Source organism: Geobacter sp. (assembly GCA_009684525.1).
In the GTDB taxonomy this organism is placed as follows: domain Bacteria; phylum Desulfobacterota; class Desulfuromonadia; order Geobacterales; family DSM-12255; genus Geoanaerobacter.
The window spans coordinates 1,209,043-1,226,895 of the sequence record WKKR01000001.1 but is presented as its reverse complement, the minus strand read 5'-3'; the positions used below and the strand labels follow the sequence as shown (position 1 = coordinate 1,226,895).

The following is a 17,853-nucleotide window of genomic DNA, read 5'->3' as shown; positions in this document are numbered from 1 at the left end:
TACTATGGATGGCACTTACCTCAGTAACCAAAATTATCGAAATTTGAGAGACTCATTCTTAACAAAAAATGAAGATTTTCGCACAACGATATACTTTGATTCAGTCGGTGTCCCAACAATTGGGAAAGGGGTTGCCTTACTGGTTAGAACTGACACTTATACAAATTCAGTGCGAACATTTGATATATATTGGGACAATCTTAACGCTCTAAAAAGTGTGCTTGGTGCACAATCATCAGAATATCTTGCCATAGAATCATTTGCTCTAAAAGCACTTGAATTTATTAATAATACACACGAACCGAACAAAGCCGAGCTTTCTGCTTTTTCCAACACTGAACGCGGAAAAAAGATCGTTGAAGCGTTCGGTGCGCTTAATGATAAATGGGAGGTGACGGCAAGCCCTTCAATCGGCAATAGCCAAGCAAAAGATGCCTCCATTAGCGTTCTTGATAGGCATGAAAAAGGCCTGGACAGTAAGTTAAAAAAAATGGGAATTAACCCAGCTACCTTGACAGAAAAGCAACGAATCGTATTGATTGATGCATATTATAATGGGCGATGGAAAATGGGAGGAAAACAGGCAGCCGAGTTAATAAATACCAGTGCTTCCAATAAGCTGGTAGCAGATGAATTATACCTTCATGGTGGCCCCAAGTATCGTCCACGAACTAAAAGAGCAGGTAAATTTCTTGACCCTAGTTGGCAACCTCCGACGCCTCCCAAACTGAAAAAAGCCATCGCGGAAACAGCGCAATCCAAAACCGTCCCGCCACCCCGTCGCGACCCGCTGGTATTCGACCTTGACGGCGACGGGGTCGAAACCGTGGCAGTCGGCGCAGGCGTTCTCTTCGATCACAACTCTGACAACATCGCCACCGGAACCGGCTGGATAAAGAGCGACGACGGCCTGCTGGTGCGGGACGTGAACGGTAACGGCACCATCGACACAGGCCGGGAGCTGTTCGGCGACCGGACACTACTTTCCAGCGGCGCTCAGGCAACCGACGGCTATGCCGCCCTGACCGACCTGGACACAAACGCAGATGGGAAGATTGACTCTTCGGACGTTGCCTTCGGCGAGCTGAAGATCTGGCGCGACCTAAACCAGGACGGCATCTCCCAGGTCGATGAACTTATGTCCCTGGCCGATATGGGGATTGCTGCCATCAACCTCGACGCCGTTGCCCGCAACCAGGCACAGAACGGCAACACGATTGCCTCTGTCGGTACCTTTACCAAAACCGACGGCACCACCGGCACCACTGCCGACGTCAACTTGGCCAATGATCCCTCCAGTCGCTGGTTTATCGACACAATCGACATCCCGGAAACCGTCATCGACCTCCCCGACATGACCGGCTCCGGCAAAGTGCGGGACCTGCAGGAGGCTGCAACGCTGTCGCCGACTCTTGCAGACATCCTCACCCGCTTTAGCAGTGCCGCAACCAGGGCCGAGCAGCTGGCGCTTCTGGACGAGCTGCTCCTTGCCTGGGCCGACACCTCCGGCATGGCTGGCTCGCTTGAAGAGCGCGACCCGCGCTACCGGGTGGAATACCTCTCCTTCGGAAATGTGCGGAGAAGCGACCATATCACCGGTACGGCAACCGCAGGAACCGTCACCACCGCCCCTGCCAACGCCGACAACCCACACATCGATGCCGCTTACCGCAACCTCATCAACCAGTGGAACGATAAGGTCCATATCCTGGAGGCGTTCAACGGCAGCTACTTCTTCGGCCTCCCGGGCCAGCCCCAGGACGGCGGCGCAGCAGCCATTGGGATGTGGGTGGATTATTCCGGGAGCACCGCCCTCTCCGGCGTCAACAAGGGAAAACCCGGCCTGGCGATCAACTTTGATCAGCGGCAACTGGACCTATTGGCATCGGCCTACCGGTCGCTGCGTGAGGCGGTGTATGACACCCTGGTCGTTCAGACTCGGCTGCAAGGCTATCTCGACAATATCCACGAAGAAATTGTCATTCCTGAAGGCATCGAAACCGATGACGTTGCCGTCATCCTCGACTTCAGCGGCGTCAACCAGTCTTTCCAGGACAAGCTTGCCGTTGACCCGGTCAACGGCCTCACCGACCTGATCGAGTTCAACAAATACACGCGGGAGCTCCTCTCCGGCACCCAGTGGGACGGCTTAACCATGATGGAGGATGCCATCCGCACCATAGCGGTCACCCCCGAACTGCAGGCGCTATACAACGAGCTCAATGTCCGTTTCAACGGCGCAGCAGGGACCGGCAACGACGACATCATCCTGGGCGACGAGCAGGCGCGGACCATCTACGGCGCGGGCGGCAGCGATACGCTTCTGGGGGGTGCGGGCAACGAGACGCTGGTGGGCGGGGCGGGAGACGACACCCTTTCCGGCGGTGGCGGCAACGACCGGCTCATGGGCGAAACAGGGGACGACACCTACATCTTCCGCCGCGGCAGTGGCAACGACACCATAACCGACGGCCAGGGGAACAACAGCGTGCTGTTCTCCGGGCTCAATCCGGGCGATATCCGGGTAACGGCCTCCAACCTCCCCTACGACGACCTGCTTTTCACCATTGTCGATACCGGCGAGACCTTGACCATCGCCAGTGTCTGGACCATGAACTGGTCTTCGTATGAGCTCAGTTCCATAGGCAGCTTCATCTTTGCCGACGGCACAGTCTGGAGCAAGGAGGATGCGTTGCGCGCCGCTGTCGAACTCCCTACGGAGGGTAACGACAGGATCATCGGCAGCCGCCTGAGCGATGCCATCTCAGGACTCGGCGGCAACGACACCATCATTGGCCGCGACGGAGACGACACCATGGACGGCGGGTCCGGGGACGACCTCCTCATCGGCTCCGCAAATATCTACAGGGACTACACCACCGGGCAACAGCGATACTACGAAACCGTTACTGCCAACGGCAACGACACCTACCTCTTCGGCCGGGGATCGGGCCACGACACGATCAGAGACGGCGACGATACGACCAACACGGATATCCTGAGATTCGCGGACGACATTACCCCCGCAGACGTTGCAATCGCAAGGAACGATGAAGACCTGGTCCTGACGATCATGGACAGCGGTGACAGCGTTACGATCAGCAAATACTTCCACGAGAATCACTACTCAGAGAATGAACATACCTACGAAATCGAGCAGATCGCTTTCGCCGACGGCACACTCTGGACCGCCAGCACCATCCGCGACCGGCTCCTGGCCGGCTCCGAGGCCGCCGATACTATCATCGGCTATCGCGGAGACGATGTCATCACCGGCAGGGGGGGCGACGATGCCATCGATGCCCGTGGGGGGAATGATCTGATTTCCGGGGGCGACGGTAACGACACCATATATGCCGGGACCGGCAACGACCTGATCGACGGCGGCGCCGGCGACGACTGCATCAATGGCAGCAACAGCCGTTACTACGACGGCGGCTATCTTGACAGTGCCCCTCAGGACAACGATACCTACATCTTTGGCTACGGTTCCGGCCACGACACCATCTGCGACTACGACTGGCGGGGCGGGAGCAGCGACACGATCCGCTTCTCGGAGGGGGTGACTGTCGATGCCGTCAGCTTTGCCCGGACGGGGACCGATCTCCTGATAGTCCTGGGAAGCGGCAGCGACAGCATCACCGTCAAGGGGTGGTTCGGCTATGGCAGCAACTACTACAAGATCGAGCGGCTGGAGTTCGCCGACGGCACCCTGCTCGGCCCTGACGCCGTGGAAGCGCGCCTGACAATCGACGGCACCGACGGCGACGACTCGATCCTTGGGAGCGCAAGCGGCGAAACCATCCGGGGACATGACGGTTCTGACAAGATATTCGGCGGATGGGGAAACGACACCCTAGACGGTGGCGAAGGCTCCGATCGCATTTCCGGCGATCAGGGTAACGACACCCTCATTGGTGCCGGTGGCGACGACTGGCTGGAAGGGGGCGAAGGGGACGACACCTACCGGTTCGGCCGGGGGTACGGACGCGACACCGCCTACGAGCGGTTCGACGGGTACTACTATGCACAGCCATCGACCGATGTGGTCGCCTTCTGCGACGATATTCTCCCCACCGATGTAACCGTCCGGCGTCACGGGGATGACATGGTTCTCTCCATCAACGGCAGCGAAGACATCCTTACCGTAAAGAAAGGGTTCAGCGAATCGGAAGTTTATGATCGGGTGGAGGAAGTGCGTTTCGCGAACGGCGAGACATGGGATTTTACCGCGATGCAGCAACGTGCCCTGTTGGCAACGGACGGCGACGATGTCATCGAGGGGACCCCGTCGGGCGACGTTCTGGACGGCGGCAGCGGCAACGACCGGCTTATGGGCGGATCCGGGAGCGATACCTACTGGTTCGGCCGGGGGTACGGCAGCGATGTCATCGAGGAAGAGATGAGATTGGTGGATGTCGATACCGTCCGGTTCCTTCCCGGTATCGCCACGAACGACGTCGTTTTTTCCCGCGACGGCAACGACCTGCTCGTCCGCCTAAACGACTCTGCCGACTCGTTGCGGATCATGAACTCAACGGGCATGATCGAACAATTCTTTTTCGACGACGGCACGGTTCTGACCAGGTCCGACGTTGACATGATCATCGGCACTCCTGTTTTCGGAGAGACGATCGTCGGCACCTTCAATGGCGACACTATCACGGGGACCGCTCTCAACAGCACCATCCTGGGGTTGGAGGGGGACGACACGCTGGACGGCGGAGCAGGAAACGACAATATCTCCGGTGGTGGGGGGAACGACCTGATCACCGGCGGCGACGGCGACGACTATCTGAAGGGGGATGACGGCAACGACACCCTAGACGGCGGCGCCGGCCGCGATACCCTGTTCGGCGGGGCCGGAACGAACATCTACCGCTACGAACGGGGGGACGGGCTCGACTTCGTGAACGCGGTCGTAAGCGACGGTGTTGACGATACGGTTGAGTTCGGTACGGGGATTACGCCTGCCGATCTCCAGGTGCAAGTCGACGCCTGCTATTACATGTCTGACCCGCAGCCCACCGATATCGGATATCGGAGACTGGTCATCGGCATCGGTGGAGACGACGCCATCGAGATCAATAACGCCGATTTTTCCGATATCGGCCGCTCACCGGTGCGCCGGTTCCGCTTCGCCGACGGCACAGAGATGACCCTGGAGCAGATCGTTGCCCTTGCCGACGGAGGTGTTGCCGGTTCCCAAGGGGGCTCCGACTACGACGACTTCCTCAGGGGAAGTAATGCCGACGACGACATATCCGGCAACAACGGCGACGACCGGCTGAAAGGGCGAGGCAACGACGACTGGCTAGAAGGCGGCAACGGTAATGATGTTATTTCGGGAGACAGCGGCAACGACAACCTCAGAGGGGGGAACGGCAACGACGTGCTGGCAGGCGGAACCGGAAACGATTATATCTCCGGAGGGGCCGGCGACGATGCCTACCTGTTCAACCGCGGCGACGGAAACGACTATATAAACCAGTACTGGAACGATTCCGGAGTCAAGACGCTCTTGTTCGGCGCCGGGATCGCTCCCGGCGACCTTTCAGCCTATCTGAACGCGGAGGGGGATCTCGTCATTCTCGTCGACAGCGGAACCGGCGGCAGCGTCACTGCTCCGTGGTACAACAGGGACGACTGGTCTGAAAACACCTCCCTGCCGCTGCACCGGGTCCAGTTCGTCGATGCGGAGGGGCGGATCACCTTGATCGATCTGGCATCTCTCGTGCGGAGCCGGAGCGGCTCGCTCATCAACTCGGATGAAGCCCACCCGGTGTCGATCTTTGCGAATGCGGAGGCCTACGATATCACCCTGAGCACACTTCCGTCCGGTGGAGATCCGGCAGTTTCATACGCTCAAAACGGCGATGTTTTCGCGGCTCCCCATTACAACGCCGTAAGTTCCGGCACAGACAGCGACGACATCGTATTCGGCACGCAGGGGAACGACACGCTGAACGGAGGGGCAGGTAACGATCTCATCATTGCGTTCGACGGCGACGACTACCTGGAAGGTGCCTCGGGCCGCGACCGCATAGATGGCGGCGGCGGCAACGACGACATCTATGGTGGCGACGGCGACGATGTCCTGTACGGCGGCGACGGATACGACCTTATCCATGCCGGACCCGGTAACGATCTCGCCGTCGGCGGCTACGGCTCGGACACCTATCTGTTCAACGCCGGCGACGGCATCCTGACCATCGAGGATTATTACCTCGATGCATCCATCGATAGCGACGGTTACGGTGGCGAGGTTATCGGTGATTACGGCGGCTACGGAGGCGATTACGGAGGGGTCCCCGCCGTTAATGTCCTCAGGTTCGGACCCGGCATTGCTTTCTCCGATCTCAGATTCTCGGTGTCTGAGGGATACCTGATCATCGACATCCCCGCCACGGGAGACCGGCTCAAAATTGCCGGCTACGACCCCTCGCGCCCGACACTCACCACGGCAATCGATATCTTCAGCTTCTCCGATGGGTTTGAACCAGAGCAGGAAGACATCCTGGATCTCGGCATTTCCTTTGCCGCCCCGACGGACGAAGGGGCCACCATCGCAGGGACCGCCGGCATCGATATCATCACCGGTGGGATGGGCGACGACACCCTCTATGGCGACAGCGGCAACGACCGGCTGATCGGCGGCAACGGCAATGACATCTACCAGTTCAACCTGGGCGACGGACGAGACACCATTGTCGACATCAGCACTCCCGGCATGGAAAACGGCATCATGTTCGGTGATGGCATCATGCCGTGGGATATCCGGGCCGAGGTTGAAGAAGGAACGCTGGTGATCCGGGTCGGTAACGGCGGCGATGCGATCAGGTTCGAGGGATTCGATCCCAATATTCCGGGCATGCCGCAGCCGGTGGGGAATTTTACCTTTTCAGACGGCACGAGCCTGAGTTTCTCGGATCTGGTGAGTGGGTTCGAGATCGTCGGCACTCCTGGCCAGGACACCCTTGGCGGCACTCCCGGCGACGACCGGATTCGCGGGCTTGCCGGTGACGACCTGCTGGAAGGGGGGAGCGGAGACGATGTCTATCTCTTTGAAGCTGGACATGGAGTGGATACCATAGACGATGCTTCCGCTCCGGGCGAATGGAATACCGTTGTACTCCCGGATGGCATGCATATGGGGATGGTATATCTGACTCACGATCCGGAGAAGGGGACACTGGTCCTGAAGATGCGGGATTCTGGCGACGAAATACACCTGACCGGGTTCGACCGAATGGACCCGTTCGGCAACCGGGCTGTCGAGTACTTCCGGTTCGGGCAGAACGGGCCGACATATTCATACGATGAACTGATCGATTGGAACGGATTCAGCATCATCGGGACAGATAACAGCGAGACCCTGCTGGGTACGGCGACATATGACTACATCTACGGCGGCAGTGGCGACGATCTGCTGGCCGGCGGAACGGGCTGGGACGATCTGGAAGGAGGCGCGGGGGATGACACCTATCTCTTCAATCAGGGCGATGGTGTACTGTATATCGAGGATGACCAGGAAGAAGGGATCGGCAATACGCTCAGGTTCGGCCCGGGGATCACGGCGGATGATATGCTCCAACACCTTAGGTTTGAGCCTCCTGAAGATAGTTACAGCGACAGAGGCACCTTGATCATTGCCTTCGACAATGGGGATGAGATCAACCTGGCGGGGTTCAATCCGGACGATGTGGACAGCAGCCCCCGATCGGTCGATACCTTCCTGTTCGATGATGGCACGGCCCTTTCGTTCAAGGAATTGGTCCGCAACACCTTTGTGGTGGAAGGGGATAATGATGGCAATGAACTTTCCGGGACAAACCTGGGCGACCGGCTGTATGGCTATGAGGGAGCGGATCTCCTCCACAGCGGCGATGGCAACGATGTCCTGACCGGCAGTGTTGGCAGTGATACCCTTGATGGCGGTAGTGGGCGGGATGCCTATGTGCTGAACCTCGGAGATGGTGCAGATACCATCATTGATGCCGCAGAAAACGGTATTGGCAATATCGTCACGTTCGGCCAGGGCATCGGTCGTGAGGATGTTACTCTCTCGCTTGAAGGGAATACCCTGAGAATATCTTACGGTTCCTTTGGCGACGAGGTGTTCGTGCAGAACTTCGATCCCTCCGGAGCCAACGGTTCGCAGGTGATCAATACCTTCGAATTCTCCGACGGCCGCACTTTCAGTTATCGCGAACTGACCAACAGCGCCCCGACGGCGCAGGGCCTCCTCGCCGACCTGACCGCCATCGAGGACCAGCCGTTCGTCTTCCTGCTGCCGGAATCGGCCTTCAGCGATGCCGACGGCGACCGGTTGACCTACCGGGTGGAGGCATCCGGTTACGACATGCCACCGGAGTGGCTCGTCTTCGATCCGGCAACCCGGACCCTGAGCGGTACGCCTGGCAATGCGGATGTCGGCTCTTTCACGCTAACGGTCTCCGCAACCGACCCGCTCGGTGCCCTGGCGAGCCACACCGTTACTCTGACGGTAAACAATGTCAACGATGCGCCTGTGGTTGCCTCTTCCCTGGCCGACCATTCGGCGACAGAAGACGAGCCGTTCAGCTTCCAGATTCCATCAGGTACTTTCGTAGATATCGATGCCGGTGACCAGTTGAGTTACGCTGCAACGCTTGCCAATGGCGATCCGCTGCCGTCTTGGTTGCAGTTCGATGCTGCCACCGGCACTTTTAGCGGTACACCGGGGAACTCTGAAGTGGGCGACATCGGAGTAATGGTACGTGCTACTGACCTCTCCGGTGCCGTTGCGGAAAGCAGCTTCATTGTTACCGTCGAGAACGTCAACGATGCGCCTGTGGTTGCCTCTTCCCTGGCCGACCAGTTGGCGATAGAAGGCGAGCCGTTCAGCTTCCGGATTCCATCAGGTACTTTCGTTGATATCGATGCCGGTGACCAGTTGAGTTACGCCGCAACACTTGCCAATGGCGATCCGCTGCCAGCATGGTTGCAGTTCGATGCCGTCACTGGCACCTTCAGTGGTACGCCGCTGGCAGGAAGCGCGAGCACCATTGACATTCGGGTAAGTGTCTCTGATCAAGCCGGTCTGGCGGTTGACGACACATTCCTGTTGGCAACTGCTCCACCGCCGATCATTGTCGGTACCGCCGGCAACGATACACTGACCGGCAGCGTCGGCAATGACACGCTGGATGGAGGGGGTGGATGCGATACGCTGTTGGCGGGGGAAGGAGACGATACTTTGGTGTTTTCACCTGACTATTCTGCCGGCCTGTTCGATGTTGCGATAAATGTGGGCAGTCCGGGAGTGTGGGGGAGTTTTGCCGTTGAATTCATTAATGGCAAAAAGATGAGTTATGACCTGTATGATGGTGGGGAGGATTTTGACACACTAGTAGGGACCGATTCGGATGATGCAATCTTTCTCGACCGGGGATTGTTGTGCCAGGGGCCAAATATCGCGGGTGTTGAACGGATTATGACTGGTGCTGGTAACGATTTGATCGATCTGACCAGTTATCGATATGGTTATGGCGATACTATTCTCGATGGCGGCAGCGGAAATGATGTTCTCTGGGCAAGTTCGGGCAATGATCTGTTGTCCGGTGGTAGCGGTAGCGACAAAATGGATGGAGGTGCTGGTAACGACATCCTCCAGGGAGGCGCGGACAACGACTATCTGAGAGGGTGGACAGGGAAGAACCTGCTGGATGGCGGAACAGGGGCGGATATTCTGCTTGGTGGCAGCGGCAACGAGCAATTCATAGGCGGAACGGGCAATGACATTATCGAAACCGGTTCTGGTGTGGATATCATATCGTTCAATCGCGGTGACGGTGCCGACTGTGTGTATGGAAATATTGGAACTGACAACGTACTGAGCCTGGGAGGTGGCATCAAGTATTCAGATCTGAGTTTCAGAAAAAGCGGATTCGATCTGGTGCTCGATGCTGCCGGTGGGGATACCGTAACTTTGAAAGGATGGTATTACTCATCGTGCAACCGGAACGTTCTTACGCTGCAGATGATCGAGGAAGCGGCTGAAGACTTCAACTCCGGGGGGGATGACCTGCTACGCGATAATAAGGTGGAGAAATTCAACTTTTCAGGATTGGCAGACAAATTTGACCAAGCCTTGGCTGCAAATCCCTGTCTGACTTCCTGGTCGCTCTCGAGTGCTCTTACTCAGTTCCATCTCGGGGGGAGCGATACTGAAGCGATCGGCGGAGACCTGGCCTATCAGTACGGAAAGAACGGTGATCTCGGGGGAATAGGCCTGGCAGCCGCGCAGGATCTGCTGGCGCAGCCTCAGTTCGGTACGGCACCACAGGCTCTCAAGACCCTTTCCGGCCTTCAAGAGGGCGCCGTCACGCTGGGATAGTCTGCAGTGCTCGTTTGCCGGGACATAATCAGGGTAGCACGAAGCTGCCTGATGACCGCTTTCGCTCCTCTATCTGCACGTCCATGCGGGCAGGGCGAAGCGTCGGTTCCTCCATCGGGGCAACTGATTGCGCTTTGGCCGGATTCCGGCAACAGACGGTGTCTGTTCCATCTTCAGGCTATGGGACAACCTGATGACGGATTGCCCCCATGACCAGGATACTTTTTGCATGGGAATTGGGCGCTAATTTCGGCCATTTGACGCAAATGGTGCCGATTGCTCGCAGGTTGAGGCAGCGTGGGCACGAAGTCCTTTTTGCCGTCAAGGACGTCGCGATCGCCCATAATCTCCTGGGCTCCGACGGTTTCCGTTTTCTGCAGGCCCCGGCATGCGGAGCCCGCAGACGTACCGTCAGCAAACCGGCAAGCTTTGCCGATATCCTGGCTGAAGCCGGATTCGACGACGTCAACATCCTGAGTGGTCTGGTTGAATCGTGGCACCATCTCTTCAATATCGTCCATCCCGATCTGCTCGTGGCGCAGTATGCGCCGTCGGCTCAACTTGCCGCCAGGATGGCCGGTCTCCCGTGCATTTCTATCGGTACTGGTTTTGAGCTCCCCCCGGATGTGGCCCCGTTTCCCTGCTTTCGTCCCTGGCTGAAAGTTTCCAACAATGAATTGCTCATGAGGGAGCGTGGTCTGCTCGATACTATCAACGAGAGCACTGCTTCGCTGGGGTTGCCTGCGTCCGATAGCCTGCAACAAGCCCTCAAGGCCAACATCTCCCTGCTGGCAACCCTACCCGAACTCGATCACTACCCTGGGCGTCGTGGCGGGTACTACATCGGCCCTTTGTGCATGCTTGATGACGGCGACGAATGGATCTGGCCGATTGAAGACGGTAAACCCTGCATATTTGCATACCTGAGGCCGTTCCGGGGGGTATCGACGGTCATGGAGGTACTGAAGAAGAGTGGTGCGAACGTCATCGTCGTCATTCCAGGTATCAGCGATACAGATCGGACGGCATTCTCGGGCGAACGACTGAAGATCAGTACCCAGCGCCTCAGGATATCAACGATACTGAAACGCGCCCAGGTGGTCGTAAGCCACGGCGGTCACGGAATGATGGCTGCAACCATGCTCGCCGGCGTGCCGACGCTGGCAATCCCCATTTCCGTCGAACAGTGGCTGAGCACTCGAAATGTGGAACGTCTGGGGAGCGGCATTGGAGTGGATCGCTCAAATATTTCCCCACAATTCGAATCCGCGTTGAACCGTTTGCTTGTGGAATCGGTTTATCGGGAACAGGCTGGAGCCCTAGCGCGAAAATACTCGCAGTACGATCAGGATGTTGTGATAGAACGCCTCGTCAAGACCATCGAACGATTGCCAGGCTATAGAGATGCGCACCAGTCTTTTCGGAACTGGTGAATATGCTCAGGAGATTCTGCAGCCATGAAAGAACCGAACGAAATGAAGCAATCCCTCTTTTCGAGGATATCCGGCCGGCTGTTCAAGACTTCGGAAACAGATCCGCTCGATTTTTCTCCTGCCATCGTTCGTCTTCAGGGGAAGCCTCCCGTTCCATTGGGCAGAGCGGTGCTGAAAACGGTGATTGTTCTGTTTGCGGGGCTGCTGGTCTGGGCTGCCATCGGCCGACTCGATATCGTTGCGGTGGCAGACGGCAAGCTGGTGCCGCAGACGTACCTGAAGATCGTTCAGCCGGCAGAGCAGGGGATAGTGAAGGAAATCCTGGTCAGGGAAGGGCAGTCGGTCCGGAAAGGGGAGGTACTCTTGCGCATGGATGCAGTATTGTCCGATGCCCAGGGAAAATCGATCGTGTCCGAATATCACCGTCTGACCCTTACTTTGCGGCGGATTGAGGCGGAGTTGGGGGGTACGTCTCTGAACCGCGAAATCGGGGACCCCACAGACCTCTATGCCCAGGTATATGCACAATACAATGCTAATCGGCGTTCCAATGAAACCGCTTTGGATGAGCAGCGAAGCGTACTGGAAAAGGCCAGGCAGGAAATGGCCTCTGCCCGGGAGGTGAAGAAAAAGCTCGAACAGATTCTGCCGCACTACCGGGAGCAGGAGAACGCCTATGATCAGCTTCTCAGGGACGGGCATGTGTCAAGGCTTGAAACGTCTGCCAAAAGAAGCGAGCGTATCGAGAAGGAGCAGGATCTTCGAGCCCAGGAATTCGTCATGATGAGCTCTCAGGCCATTATCACCCAGGCCCAGAAGAGAATGGAGCAGATTGCAGCCGATTACCTGCGTCAACTGCAGACGGAGCGGGTCGAGACAACCGGCCAGCTGGATAAGGTTCGACAGGAACTCGCCAAGCAACGGCACCAGCATGATCTTCTGGAGTTAAAAGCACCCCAGGCCGGTGTCGTCAAGGATCTCGCCACCCATACCGCAGGTACCGTCGTGGATCCGGGGACGATCCTCATGACATTGGTGCCGCTCGACGAGCCACTGCAGGCCGAGGTATGGGTCTCCAACGAGGATGTGGGCTTTGTCCGTCCCAACCAGCAGGTCAAGCTCAAACTCAGCGCCTATACCTTCCAGAAATATGGCATGATCGATGGCCGGGTCGAACAGGTCAGCGCCGATGCCAGCGATAACCGTGACAGCGCGAATCTCTCCGCGCAAGAAGACAACTCGGGGAAAAAGGTCGACTCCAGGCTTTTCTACAAGACCCTGGTCACGCTTTCCAGCCAACAACTCATGACCGACGGCAAGGCCCACGGACTGACGCCGGGGATGCAGGTCGCTGCTGAAATCAAGCTCGGCACCCGCTCAGTCCTTGAGTACCTGTTTTCTCCGGTGTCCAAGGCATTCCAGGAGGCTGGTCGGGAGCGGTAATCGATAAGCAATCCCACATCATATACCTATGACAAGCAGCTTAATAACTGCAAGTGGAGAGATCGGACTGTTCTGCATCCAACAGTGGTTTGGCGTCCCTTTGGGGGATCAGAGATCGGTGAGCAGGGGGTAGGGCTCTCGGGTGGCCAGCGGCAACGGATCGCCATCGCCCGAGCGCTACTCAAGCGCCCCCGTATCCTGATCTTCGACGAAGCGACCTCCAACCTCGACCAGCAGACGGCCGAGCATTTCGCCGCCACGGTCAACGCCCTGAAGGGAAAGGTGACGATGCTCTTCATCACCCACCAGTTACCCAAAGGGCTCCAGGTGGACGAAGTGTTCCGATTCGCTGCAGAGCCGAAGCAGCCGCGGATGATGGGGGTGGTGGAGCAGGAGGCAAAGGATGGCGAAGAGAGTGCGGAATAATTATCCCGACTGCCAACGCCGACAACCTGCTCATCGACGACAGCTACCGCTCACTCATCACCCAGTGGGACAGGATTTTTAGAAACAGCAAAATTTTACCTACGAAATTGAATCCGAAAGGAGGGCAACATGAGCATGTTCACTGGAATCAAGAAGGGATTGATTGCCGTAGCAGCGGCGCTGCCGCTTGCTATGGGATTGGCTGTCGGACAGGCACACGGGGCAAGCTTTGACTGCGCCAAGGCCAAAAGCGTGATGGAAAAGACCGTCTGCGCTGATCCGACACTGTCGAAGCTGGATGAAGAGATGGCTGCTGCCTACGCTAAAGCCAAGACTGAAGTGAAAGATCGCCCGAAGGAGTTGAAGAAACTCGTTAGTAGCCAGCGCGAGTGGCTGACCGGCCTGAAGCCCCAGAAATCTCCCTGTGCAGCCAGGACAGAGTGTCTCACAAATTCGTACCAGACACGGATCAAGGAACTGCAGTATACCTCCGCCTTTGCCCGCGCCACATCGCCCACGGCAGTCGGTCCCACCCAGGAAGTGGTCATGCAGCGGTTGAACGAGCAGTTGGAGCAGCTTAAGACCTTAGTGCGTTCGGCAAAAAGCGTAAAATCTGAAGCCCCCTTAAACCGTGACAAAGTCCAAGTTTGCGAAGAAGTCTGGAAGAAGCTTCCCCAAGCCACCGTTCCCGTCCCGACTGAATTTGCCAATACTTCTGAACAGAAGCGGAATTTGTTCGAAAGATTACGGGAAATGGCATATGACAATCAGCGACTATATTTCACACAAGGCAATACAGCTAAGAATATAGCACAACGGAAAATAAACCTAGATTATAAATGGAATGAATATAATAAGAACATCGAATTAGGAAAACGTAAAGATACAGTATACCAACTATATAACAATACTCAGAATATAAACGGCTTTAAACAGCCGATCATTGTTAAAATATTACTAGATATTGAAGACAATGGACTATCGATAGAGAGAAAACGGCTTGGTCCTGACGGTGTTTGGTTATTTACTCCAGGCCTTTCATCTGTAGCATTTTCAGAAGAATTTTATAATGAAATATATGAGGATAATCACACTATGACTCCATCAGATAATGCTGGCCTTATTGCACTAAATTATAACGTCTTGTTTTGGGACCTCAAAAATAATGTCGAAACAGGTGTGGACATCTCTATACGTCCCGTCCTAGATCCACAAACTGAACAAGAATTACTATGTACATATAATATTAAGTAAAATTCAACTTGTATAGGAGGAGATTACTATGGATGGCACTTACCTCAGTAACCAAAATTATCGAAATTTGAGAGACTCATTCTTAACAAAAAATGAAGATTTTCGCACAACGATATACTTTGATTCAGTCGGTGTCCCAACAATTGGGAAAGGGGTTGCCTTACTGGTTAGAACTGACACTTATACAAATTCAGTGCGAACATTTGATATATATTGGGACAATCTTAACGCTCTAAAAAGTGTGCTTGGTGCACAATCATCAGAATATCTTGCCATAGAATCATTTGCTCTAAAAGCACTTGAATTTATTAATAATACACACGAACCGAACAAAGCCGAGCTTTCTGCTTTTTCCAACACTGAACGCGGAAAAAAGATCGTTGAAGCGTTCGGTGCGCTTAATGATAAATGGGAGGTGACGGCAAGCCCTTCAATCGGCAATAGCCAAGCAAAAGATGCCTCCATTAGCGTTCTTGATAGGCATGAAAAAGGCCTGGACAGTAAGTTAAAAAAAATGGGAATTAACCCAGCTACCTTGACAGAAAAGCAACGAATCGTATTGATTGATGCATATTATAATGGGCGATGGAAAATGGGAGGAAAACAGGCAGCCGAGTTAATAAATACCAGTGCTTCCAATAAGCTGGTAGCAGATGAATTATACCTTCATGGTGGCCCCAAGTATCGTCCACGAACTAAAAGAGCAGGTAAATTTCTTGACCCTAGTTGGCAACCTCCGACGCCTCCCAAACTGAAAAAAGCCATCGCGGAAACAGCGCAATCCAAAACCGTCCCGCCACCCCGTCGCGACCCGCTGGTATTCGACCTTGACGGCGACGGGGTCGAAACCGTGGCAGTCGGCGCAGGCGTTCTCTTCGATCACAACTCTGACAACATCGCCACCGGAACCGGCTGGATAAAGAGCGACGACGGCCTGCTGGTGCGGGACGTGAACGGTAACGGCACCATCGACACAGGCCGGGAGCTGTTCGGCGACCGGACACTACTTTCCAGCGGCGCTCAGGCAACCGACGGCTATGCCGCCCTGACCGACCTGGACACAAACGCAGATGGGAAGATTGACTCTTCGGACGTTGCCTTCGGCGAGCTGAAGATCTGGCGCGACCTAAACCAGGACGGCATCTCCCAGGTCGATGAACTTATGTCCCTGGCCGATATGGGGATTGCTGCCATCAACCTCGACGCCGTTGCCCGCAACCAGGCACAGAACGGCAACACGATTGCCTCTGTCGGTACCTTTACCAAAACCGACGGCACCACCGGCACCACTGCCGACGTCAACTTGGCCAATGATCCCTCCAGTCGCTGGTTTATCGACACAATCGACATCCCGGAAACCGTCATCGACCTCCCCGACATGACCGGCTCCGGCAAAGTGCGGGACCTGCAGGAGGCTGCAACGCTGTCGCCGACTCTTGCAGACATCCTCACCCGCTTTAGCAGTGCCGCAACCAGGGCCGAGCAGCTGGCGCTTCTGGACGAGCTGCTCCTTGCCTGGGCCGACACCTCCGGCATGGCTGGCTCGCTTGAAGAGCGCAACCCGCGCTACCGGGTGGAATACCTCTCCTTCGGCAACGTGAGGAGAAGCGACCATATCACCGGCACGACAACCGCAGGAACCGTCACCACCGCCCCAACCAATACCGACAACCCGCTCATCGACACGACTTACCGCAACCTCATCAACCAGTGGAACAACAGGCTTCCAAGAAATAGCGATAATTCAGCCTATGAAATTGAACCCGAAAGGAGGGCGGCATGAGCATGTTCACCAGAATCAACAAGGGATTGATTGCAATAGCGGCTGCGTTGCAGCTGGCTGTGGGATTAGCTGCCGGGCCGGCACACGGGGCAAGCTTCGACTGCGCCAAGGCAAAGAGCGTGATGGAAAAGACCGTCTGCGCCGATCCGAAGCTGTCAAAGCTGGATGAAGAGATGGCCACAGCCTATGCTGGGGCCAAGGTTGAGTTGAAAGATCGTCCGAAGGAGTTGAAGAAGCTCATTGCAAGCCAGCGCGAGTGGCTGTCAGGCCTGAATCCCCGGAAATCTCCCTGTGCAACAAAACCTGACTGCCTTACAAACTCTTACCAGACACGTATCAAAGAGTTGCACAATGTTTCCGCCTTTGCCCGCGCCACATCCCCCACGGCAGTCGGCCCAACACAGGAAGAGATTATCCAACTGTTAAACAAGCAGTTGGAGCAGCTTAAGACACTGGTGCGCTCAGCGAAAAAAATACAAATCGATGCTCCACTAAACCGAAGCCAAACTCCAGTATGTAAAGAAGTCTGGAAGAAGCTTCCCCAAGCCACCGTGCCAGTTCCAACCGAATTTGCCAATACTTCACAACAAAAGTGGGCACTATTTGAAAAAGTACGGCAGATGGCTTATGACAATCAGAAGCTCTATTTTGCTCAAGGTAAGACGGTGAAGGATATGTCCAAATACAAAAAACGATTCGATCTCTTTTGGGGAATAAGCTCAAACGAACTTGAGTTAGATGCGCGCAGAAATTCTGTTTATATGATATTTGCCCGTCCTGATACAAGCGCCGGATTCAAGCATCCAATAGCCGTTCAGATATTGCCCGATTTGAAAAGAGATAGTTTAACGTTGGGGACAACTGAACTGAGCCCAGACGGACTAAGGGCAAATTCTTCAATCTATGCTTATTCCATAGAATTCTACGAAGTAAATGATATCGGTGAAAAAGACCCAATGCCATATTCAGATTATGCTGGGATATTATCTATAGGTAATGAAGCTATGAGTTGGAAACTTGTAGATCATGGATTGGGCAATAAATTCTTGACCTTTGTGCCGACACAACACTTTCAAGATGGCCAACATTACTTCTGTAACTTTGAATTCAATATCAATAAATAGCGCAAGGAGATA

6 protein-coding genes and 1 pseudogene are annotated in these 17,853 nt (G+C 55.5%); all 7 read left to right on the top strand.

All coding sequences use genetic code 11. The features are described from left to right. Positions 1–4: 4 nt before the first annotated feature. The 7 genes and pseudogenes from GJT30_05330 to GJT30_05300 all read left to right on the top strand — a co-directional run bounded on the left by GJT30_05330 (position 5) and on the right by GJT30_05300 (position 17,841). Entirely contained in the window at positions 5–10,378 is a 10,374-nt protein-coding gene (locus GJT30_05330) for a hypothetical protein (protein ID MSM39028.1), read from the top strand. A 209-nt stretch (positions 10,379–10,587) separates the two neighbouring features. After that, entirely contained in the window at positions 10,588–11,811 is a 1,224-nt protein-coding gene (locus tag GJT30_05325; protein MSM39027.1) for a UDP-glucuronosyltransferase, read from the top strand. Positions 11,812–11,835: 24 nt separating this feature from the next. After that, the gene (locus GJT30_05320) at positions 11,836–13,254 is read left to right on the top strand and encodes an HlyD family type I secretion periplasmic adaptor subunit (protein MSM39026.1); all 1,419 of its coding nucleotides are present in this window, start codon (positions 11,836–11,838) and stop codon (positions 13,252–13,254) included. Between the two features lie 108 nt (positions 13,255–13,362). Then, positions 13,363–13,680, top strand: a pseudogene (locus GJT30_05315) (ATP-binding cassette domain-containing protein). 129 nt (positions 13,681–13,809) lie between these two features. Beyond that, positions 13,810–14,934: a DUF1311 domain-containing protein gene (locus tag GJT30_05310; protein ID MSM39025.1), complete on the top strand. Its 1,125-nt coding sequence runs from the start codon at positions 13,810–13,812 to the stop codon at positions 14,932–14,934. 592 nt (positions 14,935–15,526) lie between these two features. After that, a complete protein-coding gene (locus GJT30_05305) occupies positions 15,527–16,717 on the top strand; it encodes a hypothetical protein (protein MSM39024.1) in 1,191 nt (396 codons plus the stop codon). Next, on the top strand, positions 16,714–17,841 hold the full coding sequence (locus GJT30_05300) for a DUF1311 domain-containing protein (protein ID MSM39023.1): 1,128 nt from the start codon (positions 16,714–16,716) through the stop codon (positions 17,839–17,841). The genes GJT30_05305 and GJT30_05300 overlap by 4 nt, the downstream gene beginning before the upstream one ends. Positions 17,842–17,853: the final 12 nt, after the last annotated feature.